14 protein-coding genes are annotated in these 15,294 nt (G+C 69.5%); 12 read left to right on the top strand and 2 right to left on the bottom strand.

Annotation, left to right across the window (positions count from 1 at the left end; translation table 11 throughout):
• Positions 1 to 13: 13 nt before the first annotated feature.
• The 12 genes from pdxT (at position 14) to ACQPYK_RS31775 (ending at position 12,888) form a co-directional block, all read left to right on the top strand.
• A complete protein-coding gene (gene pdxT / locus ACQPYK_RS31830; RefSeq protein ID WP_433238993.1) occupies positions 14 to 604 on the top strand; it encodes a pyridoxal 5'-phosphate synthase glutaminase subunit PdxT in 591 nt (196 codons plus the stop codon).
• 3 nt (positions 605 to 607) lie between these two features.
• Positions 608 to 1,360 (top strand): YebC/PmpR family DNA-binding transcriptional regulator, encoded by a 753-nt coding sequence (locus tag ACQPYK_RS31825; protein WP_093886796.1) that lies wholly within the window; start codon positions 608 to 610, stop codon positions 1,358 to 1,360.
• 112 nt (positions 1,361 to 1,472) lie between these two features.
• On the top strand, positions 1,473 to 2,747 hold the full coding sequence (locus ACQPYK_RS31820) for a cation:proton antiporter (protein ID WP_433238989.1): 1,275 nt from the start codon (positions 1,473 to 1,475) through the stop codon (positions 2,745 to 2,747).
• 46 nt (positions 2,748 to 2,793) lie between these two features.
• Positions 2,794 to 3,951 (top strand): GNAT family N-acetyltransferase, encoded by a 1,158-nt coding sequence (locus ACQPYK_RS31815; protein ID WP_433238986.1) that lies wholly within the window; start codon positions 2,794 to 2,796, stop codon positions 3,949 to 3,951.
• 101 nt (positions 3,952 to 4,052) lie between these two features.
• The gene (gene ruvC / locus ACQPYK_RS31810) at positions 4,053 to 4,640 is read left to right on the top strand and encodes a crossover junction endodeoxyribonuclease RuvC (RefSeq protein WP_433258969.1); all 588 of its coding nucleotides are present in this window, start codon (positions 4,053 to 4,055) and stop codon (positions 4,638 to 4,640) included.
• Complete coding sequence (ruvA, locus tag ACQPYK_RS31805) at positions 4,637 to 5,257, top strand: Holliday junction branch migration protein RuvA (protein WP_433238983.1); 621 nt, start codon at positions 4,637 to 4,639, stop codon at positions 5,255 to 5,257. The genes ruvC and ruvA overlap by 4 nt, the downstream gene beginning before the upstream one ends.
• A 91-nt stretch (positions 5,258 to 5,348) precedes the next feature.
• Positions 5,349 to 6,407, top strand: a complete 1,059-nt coding sequence (ruvB, locus tag ACQPYK_RS31800; protein ID WP_433238980.1) for a Holliday junction branch migration DNA helicase RuvB — start codon at positions 5,349 to 5,351, stop codon at positions 6,405 to 6,407.
• A gap of 226 nt (positions 6,408 to 6,633) precedes the next feature.
• Positions 6,634 to 7,002 (top strand): preprotein translocase subunit YajC, encoded by a 369-nt coding sequence (yajC, locus tag ACQPYK_RS31795; RefSeq protein ID WP_433238977.1) that lies wholly within the window; start codon positions 6,634 to 6,636, stop codon positions 7,000 to 7,002.
• 87 nt (positions 7,003 to 7,089) lie between these two features.
• Positions 7,090 to 8,826 carry a protein translocase subunit SecD gene (gene secD, locus ACQPYK_RS31790; protein ID WP_433238974.1) on the top strand — a complete coding sequence of 579 codons (1,737 nt, stop codon included), beginning with the start codon at positions 7,090 to 7,092 and terminating at the stop codon, positions 8,824 to 8,826.
• Positions 8,826 to 9,869 (top strand): protein translocase subunit SecF, encoded by a 1,044-nt coding sequence (secF, locus tag ACQPYK_RS31785; protein WP_433238971.1) that lies wholly within the window; start codon positions 8,826 to 8,828, stop codon positions 9,867 to 9,869. The genes secD and secF overlap by 1 nt, the downstream gene beginning before the upstream one ends.
• 65 nt (positions 9,870 to 9,934) lie before the next feature.
• Positions 9,935 to 10,453 carry an adenine phosphoribosyltransferase gene (locus ACQPYK_RS31780; protein ID WP_433238968.1) on the top strand — a complete coding sequence of 173 codons (519 nt, stop codon included), beginning with the start codon at positions 9,935 to 9,937 and terminating at the stop codon, positions 10,451 to 10,453.
• 239 nt (positions 10,454 to 10,692) lie between these two features.
• Positions 10,693 to 12,888: a RelA/SpoT family protein gene (locus ACQPYK_RS31775; RefSeq protein WP_433238965.1), complete on the top strand. Its 2,196-nt coding sequence runs from the start codon at positions 10,693 to 10,695 to the stop codon at positions 12,886 to 12,888.
• 167 nt (positions 12,889 to 13,055) lie between these two features.
• On the opposite strand, the gene ACQPYK_RS31770 is transcribed toward ACQPYK_RS31775, so the two are convergent.
• A complete protein-coding gene (locus ACQPYK_RS31770) occupies positions 13,056 to 14,285 on the bottom strand; it encodes a DUF349 domain-containing protein (RefSeq protein WP_433238962.1) in 1,230 nt (409 codons plus the stop codon).
• A gap of 59 nt (positions 14,286 to 14,344) precedes the next feature.
• Positions 14,345 to 15,205: a peptidylprolyl isomerase gene (locus ACQPYK_RS31765; protein WP_433238959.1), complete on the bottom strand. Its 861-nt coding sequence runs from the start codon at positions 15,203 to 15,205 to the stop codon at positions 14,345 to 14,347.
• Positions 15,206 to 15,294 lie beyond the last annotated feature (89 nt).

The raw sequence follows: 15,294 nt of genomic DNA, 5'->3' as shown, positions 1-15,294 counted from the left end.
GAAAGGACCACTGGTGACCATCGCCCCGACGATCGGTGTGTTCGCCCTGCAGGGAGACGTGCGCGAGCACGCGCGTTCCCTGGAGGCGGCGGGCGCGAAGGCGGTAGCCGTACGGCGACCCGGCGAGCTGGAGGCGGTCGACGCCCTGGTCATCCCCGGCGGGGAGTCCACCACGATGTGGAAGCTCGCCGAGACCTTCGACCTGCTCGAACCGCTCCGGCTGAGGATCAAGAACGGCATGCCGGCCTATGGCTCCTGCGCCGGAATGATCATGCTGGCCGACCGGATCGAGGGCGGCGTCGACGGCCAGCAGACGATCGGCGGCATCGACATGGTGGTCCGCCGCAACGCCTTCGGCCGGCAGGTCGACTCCTTCGAGGACGACATCGACTTCGCCGGCCGCGGCGTGCTGCGCGCGGTTTTCATCCGTGCGCCGTGGGTGGAATCCATCGGTTCCGACGTCGAAGTGCTGGCTCGGGCCGATGCTGGGGATAGGATCGTCGCGGTCCGCCAAGGACCGCTGCTCGCCACGTCCTTCCACCCGGAACTTACCGGGGATGTCGGCGTGCATTCATACTTTGTTGAGATGCTGAGGGAGCTCTAGGCGATGTCCGGCCACTCCAAATGGGCGACGACGAAGCACAAGAAGGCCGCGCTCGACTCCAAGCGCGGCAAGCTGTTCGCCAAGCTCATCAAGAACATCGAGGTCGCGGCCCGGACCGGCGGCCCCGACCCGGACGGCAACCCGACGCTGTACGACGCCATCACCAAGGCGCGCAAGAGCTCGGTCCCGATCGACAACATCGAGCGCGCCCGCAAGCGCGGCGGCGGCCTGGAGGCCGGTGGCGCCGACTGGCAGACCATCATGTACGAGGGCTACGCCCCCGGCGGCGTGGCGGTGCTGATCGAATGTCTGACCGACAACCGCAACCGCGCGGCCTCCGAGGTGCGAGTCGCCCTGACCCGCAACGGCGGCTCCCTGGCCGACCCCGGCTCGGTGTCCTACATGTTCAACCGCAAGGGCGTCGTGCTCGTCCCCAAGGGTGAGCTGTCGGAGGACGACGTGCTGACCGCCGTCCTCGACGCGGGTGCCGAGGAGGTCAACGACCTGGGCGACCAGTTCGAGGTCGTCTCCGAGGCCACCGACCTCGTCCCGGTCCGCAAGGCCCTGCAGGACGCCGGGATCGACTACGACTCCGCCGAGTCCGGCTTCCTGCCGACGATGAACGTCCCGCTCGACGAGGACGGCGCCCGCAAGGTCTTCCGGCTGATCGACGCCCTGGAGGACAGCGACGACGTGCAGAACGTCTGGGCCAACTTCGACGTGTCCGACGAGGTCCTGGAGAAGCTCGACGCCTGACCGGCTCCGGAACGCCCGCCTCTTACCGGAGGCGGGCGTTTCGTCGTCTTATGAGGACTTCGCCCTGCCTGAAGGGGTTTCTTCCCTAGAAACGGGGCAGATCAGGCGGACGATGGGGAATCCTGATCTGATCTTCGCGGTGGCGGGCGCCGGCGCCCTCCTGGCCGCGGTCCTGCCCCGGCTGCTCAACCGCCGGCCCTTCTCGCTGCCGCTGGCCTGCCTGATCGGCGGGGCCCTGCTCTACCTCCTGCCGCTGGACCTGCCCAGGCCCGACCCCGTGGCCCACCGGGCGCTGGTCGAGCACATCACCGAGGTCTGCGTGCTGATCTCGCTCATGGGCGCCGGGCTCGCGATCAACCGTCCCTTCGGGGCGCGCGGCTGGGCCTCCACCTGGCGCCTGCTGGGGTGGACGCTTCCGTTGACCGTCGTGGCGGTGGCCGGCGTCGCCGGCGTCCTGCTGGGCTGGCCGCCGGCCGCGGCGCTGCTCCTGGGCGCGGTGCTCGCCCCGACCGATCCGGTGCTCGCCTCCGACGTGCAGGTCGGCGAGCCCGTCGACTCGGAGAAGGACGACGACGAGGTCCGTTTCACCCTCACCTCCGAGGCCGGGCTCAACGACGGCCTGGCCTTCCCCCTGGTATTCGCCGCCATCGCGATGGCGACCGCCGGAGGGTTCGGATGGGCCGGTGAGTGGGCGCTGGTGGATCTGCTCTACCGATGCGGAGCCGGCGTGCTCTGCGGCCTACTGGCCGGAAAGCTGCTGGGCCGGCTGTTCTTCCGCGCCCGGGTGTCCGACCTCCGGCTCGCCGAGCACCGGGACGGCTTCGTGGCGCTGGCCGCGACGCTCCTGGCGTACGGCCTCACCGAGCTGGCGCACGGATACGGCTTCATCGCGGTGTTCGTGACCGCGTGCACCATCAGGGCCGCCGAGCGCACCCACGGCTACAACGGCGTGCTGCACGGCTTCATCGAGCAGATCGAGCGTTTGTTCACCGCCTGGCTGATCCTGCTGCTGGGCGGCTTCGTGGCGACCGGCGGCCTGGCCGCGCTCACCTGGCGGGGCGCGGCCGTCGGCCTCGCGCTGTTGCTGGTGATCCGGCCGCTGACCGGGTGGATCGCCCAGCTCGGCGGCCCGGCGGGGCCGCGCGAGCGTGGTGTGACGGCCTTCTTCGGCATCCGCGGCATCGGCTCGCTGTTCTATCTCGCCTACGCCCTCGGCCAGGCCGACTTTGGCGTGCCCCCCGAGGAGCTTTGGGCGGTGGTCGCCTTCACCGTGCTGGTCTCCCTCATCCTGCACGGCGTCACGGCGACACCGATGATGGCGCGTCTCGACCACCTGCGCGCCAAGGTGGGGGACACCGGCATCGAGCCCGCCGCCCGGCATCTGTAGGGGCCGGTTCGCCCCTGCCCGAAGCCTCTGCCTAAGTTGGGACGTTGTGGAGCTACGCGAACTGACCGTCGACGACCTCGACGCGGTACTGGACAACCGCAGGCGCGCCTTCGGGCCCGTCCCCGCCCCGGAGGAGGAGAGGTGGCGGGCGATGACGGCCTCGGTGATGGCCGGGGGGAGATACCTCGGGGTCGTCGACGGCCCCCGGCTGGTCGCGACCAGCCGGATCCACGACTTCACGCAGTGGTGGCACGGCAGGCCGATCTCCATGGGCGGCGTCGCCTCGGTGACGGTCGCCCCCGAGGACCGCGGGCGCGGCGTCGGCCGGATCCTGATGCAGGCCACCATCGACCGCTGCGCGGCCCTGGGCCATCCGATCTCGGCGCTCTACCCGGCCACCACCCACATCTACCGGTCGCTGGGCTGGGAGCACGCCGGAGCCATGCACCGGGCCACCCTGTCCGCCGAGGCCCTGCGCACGATCAGGCCCACCGAACAGGTCAAGGTCCGCCGGATGGGGCCCGGCGACGCCTCCGAGGTGATCGCGATCCTCGGCCGCGTCCACGCCGCCACCCGCGCCTGCGGCCCCCTGGTCAGGGACGAGAGCGCCTGGCGCCTGTGCCTGGAGGAGAAGGACGACTTCCTCTACCTGGCCGACGACGGTTTCGTGGTCTACCACTGGGACGACGACGGCATCAGGGTCTCCAACCTCGTCGCGGGATCGGAGGCGACCGCCCGGGCGCTGTGGTCGCTGGTGGGCTCCTCCGCGTCGGTCGTCAAGTCGGTCCACGCGGTCGTCGCTCCCGACGACCCGGTCTTCTGGCTGATCGGCGACCGTCCCAGGGACGAGGTCGGGCAGACGCGCTGGATGTCGCGCATCGTCGACCTCGCCCCGGCCGTCGCCGCGCGCGGCTTCCCGGCGGGTGTCACCCTCGACACCGTGATCCGGATCGACGACCCCCAGCGTCCCGCCAACTCCGGCCCCTGGCGCCTGTCCGTCTCCGGTGGATCCGGTACGGCCGAGCCCGCCGGGACCCCTCCGGACGCCGGCCCCGTCTTCACAGCCGGTGCCTTCTCCGCCCTGTTCGCCGGTGTCCCGGCCGCCACTTTGCGCCGCTCGGGAATCCTCACCGGCCCGGCGGACGACGACGACGCCCTCGACACCGCCTTCCACGCCAAGCCGTACATGCTGGACTACTTCTGACGGCGATGCCGGGTGACCGTGCGAGAGGTGCTCCCACGCGGTAGAGTCGGGCACCGAACAGGTGTTCGGCGAGCGGAGGCGTGTCGGTGCGGTTGCCCGAGCTGCGGGTGATGGGGGTCGATCCGGGGCTGACCAGGTGCGGGCTCGGCGCGGTCGAGGGGCGGCCCGGAGCGCCGCTGAGACTCGTCAAGGTCGGGGTCGTCCGGACCCCGGCCGACGACGAGATCGGGGTCAGGCTGGTGGCGATCGAGGCGGGCATCGAGCGGTGGCTCGACGAGGTCCGGCCCGACGCGGTGGCCGTGGAGCGGGTCTTCGCCCAGCACAACCTGAGGACCGTGATGGGCACCGCGCAGGCGTCCGCCGTGGCGATCCTGTGCGCCTCCCGCCGGGGGTTGCCGGTGGCGTTGCACACGCCCTCCGAGGTCAAGGCCGCCATCACCGGCAGCGGCACGGCCGACAAGCGGCAGGTGGGCACGATGGTGACCAGGTTGCTGCGGCTGGAGGAGATGCCCAAGCCCGCCGACGCCGCCGACGCGCTCGCGCTCGCGATCTGCCACGTGTGGCGAGGCGGGGCGCAGAACCGGCTGGCCGAGGCCGTGGCCAAGACCAGGACCGAGCCGACGACGACCGCCGCCGCCTACTTCCGGGGGCGGGGCCGGGCCGGATATTCGAGAGGAACCACACAGTGATCGCCTCGGTGCGGGGACGGGTGGCCGCGGTCGCGCCCGACGGCGCGGTGGTCGAGGTCGGCGGGGTGGGCATGCTGGTGCACTGCACGCCGGGCACGCTGGCGACGCTCCGGGTGGGCGAGGAGGCCCGCCTGGCGACCTCGCTCGTGGTCCGGGAAGACTCGCTGACGCTGTTCGGCTTCGGTAGCGACGACGAGCGCGGCGTCTTCGAGATGCTGCAGACGGCCAACGGCGTCGGCCCCAAGGTCGCGCTGGCGATGCTGGCCGTCCACACCCCCAACGCGCTCCGGATGGCCGTGGCGAGCGCGGATGTGAAGGCGCTGACCCGGGTGCCCGGGGTGGGGCCCAAGGGGGCCCAGCGGATCATCGTCGATCTCAAGGACAAGCTCGGCACGCCCGAACAGGCCGTCAACGCCGCACTCAACGGCGGCGCGCCGGTGCCCGCCTGGCGAGACCAGGTGCATTCCGGCCTGGTCGGCCTCGGCTATTCGGCCAGGGACGCCGACGAGGCCGTCGCCGCGGTGGCCCCCCAGGCCGACGTCGAGGTGGCGGAGGGTCGTTCTCCGCAGGTCGCGGTGTTGCTCAAGGCCGCGCTTCGCGCGCTGAGCGTCCGATGAGAACAGGCGCCAGGATGCGGATCCCGCACGGAGAGAGTCGAGGCGGCCCCGGCGAGGCCGGTTCCGCCCGCGTGAGCGAAGGTGAACCGGCGTGAGCTTCGAGCGGGATCTGGTGTCGCCGGACGCCGAGGGCGACGAGCGGCTGATCGAGGCGGCCCTGCGGCCCAAACGGCTGGAGGAGTTCATCGGCCAGGCGCGGGTGCGCGAGCAGTTGTCGCTGGTGCTGCAGAGCGCGCTGCGCCGCAACCGGCCGCCCGACCACGTCCTGATGAGCGGCGGGCCCGGACTGGGTAAGACGACCCTCTCCATGATCATCGCGACAGAGCTGTCCGTGCCTCTTCGGATCACCTCCGGACCCGCGCTGGAGCGGGCCGGCGATCTCGCGGCGATCCTGTCGACCCTCTCGGAGGGGGAGGTCCTGTTCATCGACGAGATCCACCGGATGGCCCGTCCGGCGGAGGAGATGCTCTATCTGGCGATGGAGGACTTCCGCGTCGACATCGTGGTGGGCAAGGGGCCGGGGGCGACCGCGATCCCGCTGGAGGTCGCGCCATTCACCCTCGTCGGGGCCACCACCAGGGCCGGGCTGCTGCCCGCGCCGCTGCGTGACCGGTTCGGCTTCGTCGCGCACATGGACTTCTACGAGGTCGCCGAGCTGGAGCAGGTGCTGCACCGCTCCGCGCGCCTGCTCGGCCTGGAGCTTCCCGGCGACGCGGCCCGCGAGATCGCCGGACGGTCGAGGGGCACGCCCCGCATCGCCAACCGGCTGCTGCGCCGGGTCCGCGACTTCGCCGAGGTGCGGGCCGACGGTGTGATCACCAGGGACGTCGCCTCGGCGGCGCTGAACCTCTACGAGGTCGACGCCGAGGGGCTGGACCGGCTGGACCGGGCCGTGCTCGAAGCGCTGCTGCGCAAGTTCGGGGGCGGTCCGGTGGGGCTGTCCACGCTGGCGGTCGCGGTGGGGGAGGAACCGGAGACGGTCGAGGTGGTGGCCGAGCCGTTCCTGGTCCGTCAGGGCCTGCTGGCGCGCACTCCGCGGGGCCGGGTCGCGACCGCCGCGGCGTGGATCCACCTGGGGCTGACACCGCCGCCGGACGCGTTCGGAGCCTCGATGATCGTCGATCTTGAGGATGATCCGGGCCCCGTCTGACGTTGGGGTTTGATGGGGAAATCGTACAAAGTTGATCACAGATCGGTGACAACGGTATCGAAATGGGAACTTCCCTGCGTGCCTGTTCGTGACCTCGTTGCCGCGCTCCTAACAGCTCGCCTAAACTCCGTGGCTTGGCTGGCTGTGTAGGCTGACGTGCTGAGCGGCGTGGCCGTATACGACGTCCGGCGCAGGCCGGTCATTCTTAAGCGTAAGGAGCGGCCCCATGGGCGGCAACTACTCGAGCCTCATCATGATCGCTCTAATGGTCGTGGTGTTCTACTTCCTGCTCATCCGGCCGCAGCGCAAGCGGCAGCAGGAGCAGGCCCAGATGCAGAACTCCCTGTCGGCGGGGACCCGCATCATGACCACGACCGGGCTCTTCGCGACCGTGGTGGCGATCGACGCCGACGACGTGATCCTGGAGATCGCCCCCGGCGTCGAGACCCGTTGGATCAAGGCCGCGATCGGCCGTGTGCTGACCCCGGTCGACGACGTCGAGGATGGAGATGTCGAAAACGTCGATGTCGTGGACGACAATGTGGCGGAGACCGTGAAGCCGCACGCCGACGACCAGGACTCGCCGAAGAAGTGATGATCAGGCTTACCGACCATCCCCTATAGCCGAAAGAACTGACGACCAGTGGCCCGACCGACCAGCGGCCAGAACAGGCCGGGGCGCATGCTCCTGCTGCTTCTGGCGCTCATTCTCGCCATGGGCGGGGTGATGTTCCTGAACAAGGCATACACCCCGGAATATGGCCTCGACCTCGCCGGCGGCACGACAGTGACGCTGCAGCCCGTCACGCCGAACGGCACCCCTCCCACCGAGGAGAGCCTCAACCTCGCCGTGGGCATCATCCGCAACCGGGTGAACGGCAGCGGAATCTCCGACGCCGAGGTCGCCAAGTCCGGCGACAACATCGTCATCTCCGTTCCCGGAGCCGGACAGGAGGAAGTCGTCAAGCTGGTCGGCACCACCGCGGAGCTGAGATTCCGCCAGGTGATGGCGGTCACCGCCGGATCGCCGCCGCCTCCCGGTCAGATGTCCACCCCGGCGCCGACGCCGTCCGCCTCCCCGACGGCCACCGGTAAGCAGACCTCCAAGGCTCCCAAGCCGGCGCAGACGGCCACGCCGAGCCCGACCGGCTCGCCCGCCGGCCGCGCTCTGTCCTCGGCGCTCACCAACCCGAGCCCGGGCGCCACGCCCGCGCCTTCGGACAAGCCGGTCAGGAAGGGCAAGAGCCCCTCCCCGTCCGCCAAACCGAGCCAGAGCGCCGCCCCGTCGGCGCAGCCGACGGCACCGGCCGAAGACCCGATGGCGGGCGTCGACACGACCGGGATCGACCCGGCGGTGCTCAAGCAGTTCCAGGCGCTCGACTGCGCCAAGGACAAGGGCCAGGGCGCCCAGGACGACCCCGCCAAGCAGTTCGCCGCCTGCAGCCAGGACGGCAGCGCCAAATACGTGCTCGACAAGGCCGCCGTGACCGGCACCTCGATCGACACCGCGACCGCGGGCGTGGACTCCACCACCGGAGAGTGGCTCGTCCAGCTCTCCTTCAAGGGCGAGGGCCCGAACCAGTGGTCGAAGGTCACCACCACCGCCTTCAACTCGCAGCCGCCGCGCAACCAGGTCGCCATGGTCCTGGACGGCGTGGTGATCTCCGCGCCTGTCATCCAGGAGCCCATCACCGGTGGCCGGGCGCAGATCTCCGGCAGCTTCACCCAGGTGACGGCCGAGGAGCTGGCCGGCCAGCTCAAGTTCGGCGCGCTGCCGCTGAAGTTCAAGAAGGGCTCGATCGAGGAGGTCTCCTCCACCCTGGGCGCCGACCAGCTCCGCGGCGGCCTGATCGCCGGCGCGATCGGTCTCGGCCTGGTGCTCATCTACTCGATGCTCTACTACCGAGGACTGGGCATCGTCTCGGTGCTGAGCCTCGTGGTCGCCTCGGTCCTGACCTACCAGGCGGTGGTGCTGCTGGGTACGTTCGCGCACTTCCGCCTGTCGCTCTCGCACATCATCGGCCTCATCGTCTCGATCGGTATCACCGCGGACTCGTTCATCGTCTACTTCGAACGCATCCGTGACGAGATGAAGGAGGGGCGCCGCTCGCTGCGGACGGCCGTCGAGGTGGCCTGGACCCGCGCCCGGCGGACGATCCTGATCGCGGACGCCGTCATGTTCATCGCCGCCGTGGTCCTCTACTTCCTGGCCGTCGGCGGTGTGGCCGGATTCGCGTTCGCGATGGGCCTGACCACCCTGATCGACATCGTCGTGGTGTTCATGTTCACCAAGCCGTTCGTCGCCTTGCTCGCCAAGAGGAAGTTCTTCGCCAAGGGCCACAAGCTTTCCGGTCTCGACGCCGAGCGTATGAGCATCCAGACGGCCACCGGTTCCAAGCCCACCCCGCAGGAGGCCTGATGTCCGGCATCGCGCGCCGGCTGTACCGAGGCGAGGTCGACGTTGACTTCGTCGGGCGCAAGAAGCTCTGGTACGGCCTCTCCGCCGTTCTTTTGGTGATCTCCATCGCGGGTCTGATCTTCCACGGCCTGAACCTGGGCGTGGAGTTCAAGGGCGGGTCGGTCTTCTCCTTCAAGGCCCCGGCGGCCAACATCGAGCAGGTGCGGACGACCTTCGGTGACGCCGGCGCGCACCAGGTCATCGTGCAGACGACCAACAACGGCTGGCGGGTCACCACCGAGAGCCTTCCCGAGGAGGAGGTGACCACGGTCCAGAAGGCGGTCGCCGGCAAGTTCGGCCTCAAGCAGGACCAGGTCAACCTCCAGGTGATCGGCGCCTCGTGGGGTGGCCAGGTGGCCGACAAGGCGGTCGTCGGCCTCATCGTCTTCATGCTGGCGATCATCCTGTATCTGACGGTCGCCTTCGAATGGAAGATGGCGCTGGCCGCGGTCGTGGCGCTGCTCCACGACCTGGTGATCACCGCCGGCGTCTACGCCTGGTCCGGTTTCGAGGTCACCCCGGCCACGCTGCTGGGCTTCCTGACGATCCTGGGATACTCGCTGTACGACGCGGTCGTCGTGTTCGACATGATCAAGGAGGTCACCGCCAAGCTCGGCACGACCTCCAAGATGACCTACACGCAGGCCGCCAACAACGCGCTCAACCACACGCTGATCCGGTCGCTGAACACCACCCTGGTGGCGATCCTGCCGGTGGCGGCGATCCTGTTCATCGGCACCACGCTGTTCGGCGCCGGCACGCTCAAGGACCTGTCGCTGGCCCTGTTCGTCGGCATGATCGTCGGCACGTACTCCTCTCTGTGCGTGGCGACGCCGCTGCTGGTCACGCTCAAGGAGCGCGAGTCTCGCTACCAGGCCATCGCCCGCAGGCTCGCCGCCCACGGCAGCGGAAGCGCGGCCGCGGCCAAGAGCACCCGCCAGCCGGTCACGGCGGGAGCCGCCAACGGCTCCGCGCCCGACGCCGACAAGCGCAAGAAGAAGTAGTCGGTAACCAGTGCGCCTCCGCTCCCTCCGAGGGGGCGGAGGCGTTTTCCTTAAGGAACGCGACCATGAGTGACCTGCGTCAACTGATCCTGGACCGGATCCGCGACATCCCCGACTACCCCCAGCCGGGAGTGCTGTTCAAGGACATCACCCCGCTGCTCGCCGACCCGCAGGCGTTCGCCGCGGTGATCACCGAGCTCGCCGGGCTCCACCCGGCCGACAAGATCGTCGGAATCGAGGCCCGCGGCTTCATCCTGGCCGCCCCGGCCGCCTACGAAGCCGGCGCCGGCTTCGTCCCGGTACGAAAGAAAGGCAAACTGCCCTCCGAGACGCTGGAGGAGTCCTACGATCTGGAGTACGGCTCCGCCACCATCGAGGTCCACCGGGACGCCCTCGCCCCAGGAGATCGCGTCCTGATCGTCGACGACGTGCTCGCCACCGGAGGTACGGCGCGCGCGGCGGTGGAGCTGGTCCGCAGGGCGGGCGCCGAAGTCGTCGCCATCGCCGTGCTCATGGAATTGGCCTCCCTCAAGGGGAGAGAGCGGCTGGACGGGATCGAGCTGCACTCCCTCGTGATCGTCTGATTCCACCCCGCTGTGGGACGCATCTAAGCCGGTCTGGATACACTTGGGGGATCTGGACTCGAATGTGAGGAGTCTGTGTGCCCCGTGATGTGGTCGTCCCCGACGTGACCGCCGATGGTGGCGGCCCTGTGGCGGCCGTTCCGGCCGGCGATGCCGGTTCCGCCATGTCCGGAGCCACCGAAGAGAAGCCTGCGGTAAGGCGCAGACTCGCACGCTTTGGGGGGCAATGGGGTGGCGCCATGAACCCGGTGCTGGAGCCGCTGTTTCGGACGGTCCGCGCGACCCATCCGAAGGCAGACCTGCGCCTGATCGAGCGTGCCTACGACGTGGCCGCCTACCACCACCGCGATCAGAAGCGCAAAAGCGGCGACCCCTACATCACCCACCCCCTGGCGGTGGCGACGATTCTCGCCGAGCTCGGCACCGACGACGAGACGCTGTGCGCCGCGCTGCTGCACGACACCGTCGAGGACACCGCCTACGGCCTGGACGAGCTGCGCTCGGACTTCGGCGACAACATCGCGCTGCTGGTCGACGGCGTCACCAAGCTGGACAAGGTCAAGTTCGGTGACGCCGCGCAGGCCGAGACGGTGCGCAAGATGGTCGTGGCGATGTCCCGCGACATCCGGGTGCTGGTGATCAAGCTCGCCGACCGGCTGCACAACATGCGCACCATGCGCTACCTCCCCGAGCACAAGCGGCAGCAGAAGTCCCGCGAGACGCTGGAGATCTTCGCTCCGCTCGCCCACCGGCTGGGCATGAACACCATCAAGTGGGAGCTGGAGGACCTCGCGTTCGCCATGCTCTACCCCAAGCGCTACGACGAGATCGCCAGGATGGTCTCGGAGCGGGCCCCGCGCAGGGACCTGTTCCTTCAGGAGGTCATCGAGAAGGTCTCCGTCGACCTGCGTGAGGCCAAGATCCGCGCGGTGGTCAAGGGACGCCCCAAGCACTACTACTCGGTCTACCAGAAGATGATCGCCAGAGATGTCGCGTTCGACGACATCTACGACCTGGTCGGCATCCGGGTGCTGGTGGACACGGTCCGCGACTGCTACGCCGCCCTCGGGACGATCCACGCGCGATGGAATCCGGTGCCCGGCCGGTTCAAGGACTACATCGCGATGCCCAAGTTCAACATGTACCAGTCGCTGCACACGACGGTCATCGGCCCCGAGGGCAAGCCGGTGGAGCTGCAGATCCGCACCCACGGCATGCACCACAGGGCCGAGTACGGCGTGGCCTCGCACTGGAAGTACAAGGAGGAGATGACCACCTCCGGCTCTCCCGGGACGAAGCTGAAGCCGGCCAGCGACATGGCATGGCTGCGCCAGCTCCTGGACTGGCAGAAGGAGACCGCCGACCCCGGGGAGTTCCTGGAGTCGCTCAGGTTCGACCTGTCGGTCTCGGAGGTGTACGTCTTCACCCCGCGCGGCCAGGTGATAGCCCTTCCCGAGGGGGCGACCCCCGTCGACTTCGCCTACGCCGTGCACACCGAGGTCGGCCATCGCTGCATCGGCGCCCGGGTCAATGGCCGTCTGGTGCCGCTGGAGTCGCGGCTCGGCAACGGTGACACCGTCGAGATCTTCACCTCCAAGTCGCCCGACGCGGGCCCGTCGCGCGACTGGCTGAAGTTCGTCAAGTCCGGCCGGGCCCGTAACAAGATCCGTCAGTGGTTCTCCAAGGAGCGCCGCGAGACCGCGATCGAGGCGGGCAAGGAGGCCATCGGCCGGGCCATGCGCAAGCAGGGCCTGCCGCTGCAGCGCATGATGTCCGGAGAGACCCTCCTGGCCCTCGCCAGGGACCTGCGCTACCCCGACGTGTCGTCGCTGTACGCGGCCGTCGGCGAGGGGCACATCGCCGCCCAGGCGGTCGTGCAGAAGCTGGTGCACTCTCTCGGGGGAGTGGACGGCGCGGAGGAGGACATCGCCGAGGCCGCGGTGCCGACGAAGGTGCGCGGCCGTCCGCGGGGCAGCGGCGGCGCGGGCGTGGTGGTGGCCGGCGACTCGGATGTGTGGGTACGGCTGTCGCGCTGCTGCACCCCCGTGCCCGGCGACGAGATCATCGGGTTCGTCACCCGGGGGCACGGCGTATCGGTGCATCGCACCAACTGTCCCAACGTGGAGCAGCTGAGGTCGGAGCCGGACCGTCTGGTCGAGGTGGCCTGGTCGGCCGGAGACGACTCGGTGTTCCTGGTCGCCCTGCAGGTCGAGGCGCTCGACCGGCCGCGCCTGCTGTCGGATGTGACCCGGACCCTGTCGGACCAGCACGTCAACATCCTGTCGGCGTCGGTGACGACCTCCAGGGACCGGGTGGCGATCAGCAAGTTCACCTTCGAGATGGGCGACCCCAAGCATCTGGGACACGTCCTGAAGGCCGTCCGTAACATCCCGGGCGTGTACGACGTCTACCGGGTCAGCGGCGCCGGAGCCTGACCACCCGGCCCCGCCGATGGCGCCGTACGGACGGTTGCGCGGACGCCGGGGCCGTCCCGCGGGTTCGGCGGTGCCGTGGCGGGTGTGGAGAAACAGTGTGGAGAAACGGCGGAGGGCGCGCCCCCGTACAACGGGGACGCGCCCTCCGCGGGCCTACCGTGGACGCCTCAGGAGAACTCGGCGAGCGTCCGCTCGGCCTCCTCCAGCCAGGAACGGCGGGCGGTCAGAGCCTCCTGGGTGTCCTTCACGTCCTTGTCCTTGCCGGCCGCCTGGGCCTTGGCCAGACGGGCCTCCAACTGCTCGATCGACTTGTGAAGCTGGTCGACCGTGTTCTGGGCACGGGCCCGCGCCTCGGGGTTGGAGCGCTTCCACTCCGTCTCCTCCGCCTTGCGGACCGCCTCGTCGATCTTGCGCAGCCCGCCTTCGAGCCGGTCACGCTGCTCGCGCGGGACCGGGCCGGCCGCCTCCCACCGCTCCAGGATGCCGCGCAGGGCGGCTCTGGCGGAGCGGGCGTCGGAGACCGGGACGATCTTCTCGGCCTCGGTCAGCAGCTGTTCCTTGATCTCGGCGTTGGCCGCGAGCGAGGCGTCGCGCTCGGCGAAGACCGCCGAACGGGCCTGGAAGAACTGGTCCTGAGCGCCCTTGAAACGGGCCCAGAGCTCGTCCTCGACCTCCCGGGAGGCCCGGCCCGCCACCTTCCACTGCTGCATCAGCTCGCGGTAGGCGGAGGCCGTGGCGCCCCAGTCGGTGGAGGAGGCCAGGGCCTCGGCCTCGGCGACGATGCGCTCCTTGGAGGAGCGCACCCCCTCCCGCTGCTCGTCCAGCCCGGCGAAGTAGGCCTTACGGCGCTTCGCGAAGGCCGTGCGGGCGGCGGACAGCCGCTTCCAGAGCGCGGCCTCGGTGACGCGGTCGATGCGCTCGGCCGCCTTCCACTCCTCGACGAGCTGGCGAAGCCGCTCGCCGCCGGTCTTCCAGTGAGTGGTGTCGTCGGCGATGCGCTCGGCCTCGGCGACGATTCGCTCCTTGACGCCCTTGGCCTCCGCGCGGGCCACGTCACGAGCGGCCTTGACCTCCTCACGGCGCTGGGCGACCAGCTCCGTGAGAGCGGCCAGCCGGTTCAGCAGCGCGTCGAGATCGCCGACCGCGTGCGCGTCGGTGATCGCCTCGCGAAGCTTGACGATGGTCGCCTCGGCCTGGGCGGGTGGCAGGTCCGTCCCGCGGACCCGCTGCTCCAGCAGCGTCACCTGCCCGGCCAGCTCGTCGAATTTGCGATGGAAGTAGGCAAGTGCCTCCTCCGGTTCGCCTGCCTGCCAGGACCCGACGGCACGCTCTCCCTCAGCCGTACGTACGTAGACGGTGCCGTCGTCGTCTACCCGGCCCCACGGGTCGGTGCTCACCGTGTCCTCCCGCACTTTCATCAGCCTTTCGGGACTATCCGTCCCTTGCTTGTATTACGTCAGCTCTTGCTGGACATTGTCACGTCTTTGATTTCGACGGTTTCCTTCGGGGCTCCGGTCCCGTCGGGTCCCGGGGTGATGACACCGCCCTTGTTCACCTTGTCGATGATCTCCATCCCCTTGGTGACCGTACCGAACGGGGTGTAGTCCGGGCTCAGCGGGGCGTTGCCGTACACGATGAAGAACTGGCTGCCGTTGGTGTCGGGGCCGCTGTTGGCCATGGCCACGACGCCCCGGGTGTACTTCGCGCCCTTCAGATTCTCGTTGACGAAACGGTAGCCGGGGCCGCCCTGCCCGTCGGTCTGGCTCTTGCCGTCCGCCTTGGCCAGCGGGTCTCCGCACTGCAGCACCGGGAACTGGTCGGAGCCGAGGCGGTGACACTTGGAGCCGTTGAAGAACTTCTTCTGCGCCAGGAAGGCGAAGGAGTTGACCGTGCACGGCGTCTTGTCGGCGGACACCGCGATCACGATGTCGCCCTGGCTGGTCTTCAGGGTCATCGTCTTGGGCTTGGTGTCCACCTTGGCCGGCGGGAGACCCACGTTCTTGGCCGGGCTGCCGTCGGCGTCGGCGACGTAGCCGCAGGTGCCGCCTGCGGGGTCGAAGGCCGTCGGCTTGGCGGCGGTGCTCGTCTCCGATGGGCTCGCCGACGGCGCCGACGTCGCCGGGGTGGCCGTGGCGGGTGAGTCGTTGCCTCCGAGCAGGGTCGTCGCGGCGATCACACCACCTATGATCACCACGGCGGTCACGCTGGTGCCGATGATCGCATTGCGCTTGGCCCGGGCCTCGCGCTCGATGCGCCGCTGATTCTGCCGCTCGTAGTGCTCGCGCGCCAGCTGCTTCTGGCGGTCCTTGCCGCTCACCGCTTCGCCCTCCCGAGTGCCGGAGTATTACTTATTGAGGTGGGCGAATCGTATCGGCCAAAGGGTAATGGTTCGCAGCCCGCCGACCC

This window comes from Streptosporangium sp. CA-135522 (genome assembly GCF_050949235.1).
Lineage (GTDB): Bacteria > Actinomycetota > Actinomycetes > Streptosporangiales > Streptosporangiaceae > Streptosporangium.
The sequence above is the reverse complement of the archived record's forward strand: the minus strand, read 5'-3'. Positions and strand labels throughout refer to the sequence as shown.

What these genes read in the sequence shown, in the direction of transcription:
- ACQPYK_RS31825 (WP_093886796.1), top strand. Translation starts at nt 608, where the DNA reads ATGTCCGGCCACTCCAAATGGGCGACGACGAAGCACAAGAAGGCCGCG.
- ACQPYK_RS31820 (WP_433238989.1), top strand. Translation starts at nt 1,473, where the DNA reads ATGGGGAATCCTGATCTGATCTTCGCGGTGGCGGGCGCCGGCGCCCTC.
- yajC (WP_433238977.1), top strand. Translation starts at nt 6,634, where the DNA reads ATGGGCGGCAACTACTCGAGCCTCATCATGATCGCTCTAATGGTCGTG.
- secD (WP_433238974.1), top strand. Translation starts at nt 7,090, where the DNA reads ATGCTCCTGCTGCTTCTGGCGCTCATTCTCGCCATGGGCGGGGTGATG.
- secF (WP_433238971.1), top strand. Translation starts at nt 8,826, where the DNA reads ATGTCCGGCATCGCGCGCCGGCTGTACCGAGGCGAGGTCGACGTTGAC.
- ACQPYK_RS31780 (WP_433238968.1), top strand. Translation starts at nt 9,935, where the DNA reads ATGAGTGACCTGCGTCAACTGATCCTGGACCGGATCCGCGACATCCCC.
- ACQPYK_RS31775 (WP_433238965.1), top strand. Translation starts at nt 10,693, where the DNA reads ATGAACCCGGTGCTGGAGCCGCTGTTTCGGACGGTCCGCGCGACCCAT.